Consider the following 4,000-nt stretch of genomic DNA (forward strand, 5'->3'; position numbering starts at 1 on the left):
GGGAACATCTCCTATGCGTCAGTTGCCCGCTTCACAGAAAAGCCGGATCGCCTGGGGGCGCAACAGCTTATCAGCCAGGGTGCGCTCTGGAACTGCGGCATTTACGCTTTTAAACTACGATATATGCTGGCCTGTATGGAGCGTAGTGATTTGCCGCTGAACGACAAGGCATTATGCGCGATGTATGACAGCCTCCCTGTTCGCAGCTTCGACGAGGAGATTGCGGAGCGTGCCGAACGTGCCGTCGTCCTGCCCTACGAGGGTGAATGGCGTGACATCGGCAGCTGGCAGGCATTAACGGAGCAGCTCGGCAACCGAGTGATTGGACGCGGACAGATCAGTGGCCCCGCTCATGGCACGCATATCGTCAATGAGCTGCCCTATCCACTTCATGTCATTGGCGTGGAGGATATTATTGCTGCTGCCAGCCCCGACGGCATCCTCATTGCCACCAAGAGTCATGCCCACGCGATCAAGGAGAAGCTGGGGACTCTTCAGCTACGCCCTATGCATGGTGAAACCTCCTGGGGCAGCTACCGGGTGCTGGACGAATATGTTCATCGGAGCTTGAACGATATTCTTGCCATACGCTTGACGGTGCTGCCAGACCATCGCTTAAACGGCCATTGTCACGGCAGTGGGCTAAAGGTGTGGACGATCGTTTCCGGCCGGGGTGAGGTCATGCTAAACGGAGAACGCTTTGCGGCGGCAAGCGGTTCAGTCTTTCGTATTCCGGTTGATATGTATCACACGATCCGTGCCGATCTGGATACACCATTGGAGCTGATCGAGGTTCGTCTGGGGGAAAGCTTGGTGAGCGCCTTCTTTAAGTCCGAAGCCTGACGCATATAGATGCCACTAATATGTATCCATTTATGTACGAAAATGACAAATAAAAAATCGCTTTTGAGTATGGGAAAGGAGAATCCCTTGCTTCAGAAGCGATTTTTATTTTGTAATGTTACATTTTCATTAGGTAACAGCTCTAACCTTGGCAGATAAATATACCTCGTTGGCCTTGATCATCCCGGCTTCTCTTAAAAAATGCCGCACGATCTCCAGCTGATACTTGATACGTACATTCTTGGGCAGACTCCAGCCTGTTTCCACAGTGACCGCGCGTGCCCCTAGGATACGGGCTGCCGCCGTACGAGAGGAACCTGGAAGCTCATGCAGCCGAAGGTTAAAATGTCGGTCTTTATTCTTGATGGAACGGTTCATTCGTTTTATAGTTCGACGCACCGCAGGGACTGCCGGATTGCCCTTATTGGAAATTAGCGTTTGACCCAGCACCTTGGCATCCTTTTGTGACAATCCGTTGGCTTCATGCAGGTCAAGATACCACTCGGGTTGATGCCTTTGTGTTAATTGGAATACTGCAGCGGAAAGTGGATTGGATGCCGCCTGCTTTTTTGTGCGTGGAAAGGTTCGGTTGAGATCGGGTACGCCCCTGATTCGTTTGCGGTAAGCCGCCTGGTTCACGATCGGTACGATAATCAGCTTGCCTTGGCTAATTTGCAGCTTCTGCTGCTTCAACAGCTCCACCAGCTTCTCAGCCGCGCGGATGCTTGCGATTTCCTTGCCGTGGATGCCTGCGACCACCATCACATGCGGACCGCCATGTTCCCCAGTGGCTATATAATAAGGAGTCTCCCAAGAATAACCCTTTCCAAGCATAAGCTTTGTTACCTTCATTCCCTTCACCTCCGTCTAGGCTCAGGCTTTCGATGCCTTTTTCTCCTTTGCCTGTCGGCGGATAATTTCACGGTATAGATTCTCATATTTATCGGTCATCTGTTTGTTGGTAAATCTTTGCGCCACATACAGGCGAAGCTTGGCTGGTGGTGGGTAGTTTTTTTGCTGCACCTTTCGCGCCATTTGCTCAATCGACTTGCAAATAAGCTGTGGAAAGCCTGAGAGCACCTCGGGAACCGAGCCATTTTTCAGAGCCAGTACGGGTGTTCCACAAGCCATCGCCTCCACCATCACAAGTCCGAATGGCTCTTCCCACAGGGTCGGAAACAACAGACATTCCGCGTATTTGAGCAATTCCTGCTTTTGTTTGCCTCCCACGGCTCCCACATAGCGGATATTGGGATTACGCTGAATTCGTTTCTGAATCTCCTGACGAAAAAATACTGGAGCTTTGATAGGGCCGGCAATGAGCAATCTTTTTCCTGTTCGTTCTGCAACCTGAATAGCTTGCAATACGCCTTTATTACGTATAATCCTGCCCATGAACAGCAAATAGCCGCGCTTCTCGCTGCTGAACTCGTATTCATGTGTGTTGATACCATTATAGACATAAAATCCTTTGCCCCCGCCCATAAGCTGGCGTGCCCGTTTACTGACAAATACCGGGTTTTTACCGTGTCTCTTCACGGGAAGATGAACTGTGCATACCGACGGACAAGGCAGTTGCCTGCGTCCCAGAGCAGAGCGAAAGGTATGATCGTGAATGATTTGCGTGCCGGTAGGCATGTGCTGAAGGACGTACTGATGGATCTGCTCGTGCTTTAAGCCCTTGGGATAGGCAATCAGCCTTGCACTGCTCCTGCTGCCGCGGGCGGCAAACAAAGCTACATGATGTCCTCGTCTTACCAGTTCCTCCGTTAATTCATACACGACCTTTTCCGTTCCACCCTTGATGGAGGGTACCGGCTGTGCATTGGGATAGTTGGAGATGACCTGAACAATGGTTAGAGGTCGGCCTTTGGGCATTTTAATCTGCTTTGACGCCATACGAATTCCCCTTCCTGACCGAAATACGGTGTGATCTTTACGATATGAACGGGAATCTGAGCTCTCCCGTACAAGTTATAAATTGTAGTATATAGGTATGTATATTTTGCATAATTGCTTGTGCCAATCGTCTGCAAGTCGCTTTTTGTCATATGAGCCCTCGGATAAGTGGGAACTTCATATTTTGTCAAGCCTAAATTAATCTGAAAATTCTCATCGTTTTCTAATAAACGAGGGAAAAGCGTTGGGGTTACAGGATTGTAACCACGAGTGGTAAATTCAGGATATTTTATTTGTGTTATTGTCAACTCATAGACATCACGACAAGATACAAAATACGAAATAATGGAGGAATGTTATATGACACATACTTCAAAAAAACTATGGATGGGCGTTTGTTTTACGATGACTTTGGCTTTTGGTGCCGGGAGTTTAGTAATTGGACCTGACACCACACATGCCGCTTCTGTGAGCACAGCTGATCAGATTATTTCCACCGGTTCCCAGTTTATGGGTGTACGCTATCAACATGGCGCTCCAGCAGGCAACACAAGCTCTTTTGATTGCTCTTCATTTACTCAATATGTTTTTGGACAAAATGGAATCGAGCTTCCGCGTTCGTCCAAACAGCAATCGACCGTCGGCACTTTTGTACCACGTAGTCAGCTGCAAAAAGGCGACTTGGTCTTTTTCTATTCCCCAATTCACCATGTAGCCATTTATATGGGAGACGGCAAGATTTTACACACATTTGGTAAAGGTGGCGTAACGATCACGGACCTTAATTCAGGCTGGTGGAGTTCCCATTACACTACAGCACGTCGTGTCCTCTAGAACACATGTAGATGCATTCTCAATGCATCTGTAATCCCTTACAAAATATCAACAAATAAGGGCTGTTCCACGAGTAGATATGTCTACTGGATGGACAGCCCTTCCTGTTATATTCGAGGCAGTGTGACGGTCACCTCCGTTCCTTCTCCTTCCACGCTTTCCATACCTATTGTCCCCTGATGGATGTCTGTAATAGCCTTGGCAATCGGCAGCCCAAGCCCGGTTCCTCCGGTTTTACGATGTCGAGAGCTGTCTACCCGATAAAATCGTTCAAAGACTCGCTTGACCTCGCCCACTGGTATCCCGATTCCATAATCCTTGACCCGGATGTGCACATCCTTTTCATCTGTAGACAGCAATATTTCGATTGGAGCCGAGCTATACTTTAAAGCATTATCAAGCAAGATAACTAGTAGCTGGTTGA

Annotated in this window: 5 protein-coding genes; 2 read left to right on the plus strand and 3 right to left on the minus strand. The window is 48.7% G+C overall.

The annotated features are described in order from the left end of the window. Positions 1-843 (plus strand): cupin domain-containing protein (locus QD47_RS29185; protein ID WP_044649417.1); only part of this gene is annotated, 843 nt, incomplete at its 5' end. A gap of 129 nt (positions 844-972) precedes the next feature. On the opposite strand, the gene QD47_RS29190 is transcribed toward QD47_RS29185, so the two are convergent. Together QD47_RS29190 and QD47_RS29195 are read right to left on the minus strand one after the other, a co-directional pair. Further along, positions 973-1,695 carry a succinylglutamate desuccinylase/aspartoacylase family protein gene (locus QD47_RS29190; RefSeq protein WP_044649418.1) on the minus strand — a complete coding sequence of 241 codons (723 nt, stop codon included), beginning with the start codon at positions 1,693-1,695 and terminating at the stop codon, positions 973-975. Between the two features lie 21 nt (positions 1,696-1,716). Further along, positions 1,717-2,742 (minus strand): glycosyltransferase, encoded by a 1,026-nt coding sequence (locus tag QD47_RS29195; protein ID WP_044649419.1) that lies wholly within the window; start codon positions 2,740-2,742, stop codon positions 1,717-1,719. Positions 2,743-3,102: 360 nt separating this feature from the next. Between QD47_RS29195 and QD47_RS29200 the strand changes: the two genes are divergently transcribed. Next, positions 3,103-3,576 carry a C40 family peptidase gene (locus tag QD47_RS29200; protein WP_044649420.1) on the plus strand — a complete coding sequence of 158 codons (474 nt, stop codon included), beginning with the start codon at positions 3,103-3,105 and terminating at the stop codon, positions 3,574-3,576. A gap of 107 nt (positions 3,577-3,683) precedes the next feature. On the opposite strand, the gene QD47_RS29205 is transcribed toward QD47_RS29200, so the two are convergent. Then, the coding region (locus QD47_RS29205) for a sensor histidine kinase (RefSeq protein ID WP_161797222.1) at positions 3,684-4,000 on the minus strand (317 nt) is incomplete at its 5' end.

It is taken from the genome of Paenibacillus terrae (genome assembly GCF_000943545.1).
Classification (GTDB): Bacteria; Bacillota; Bacilli; order Paenibacillales; family Paenibacillaceae; genus Paenibacillus; species Paenibacillus terrae_A.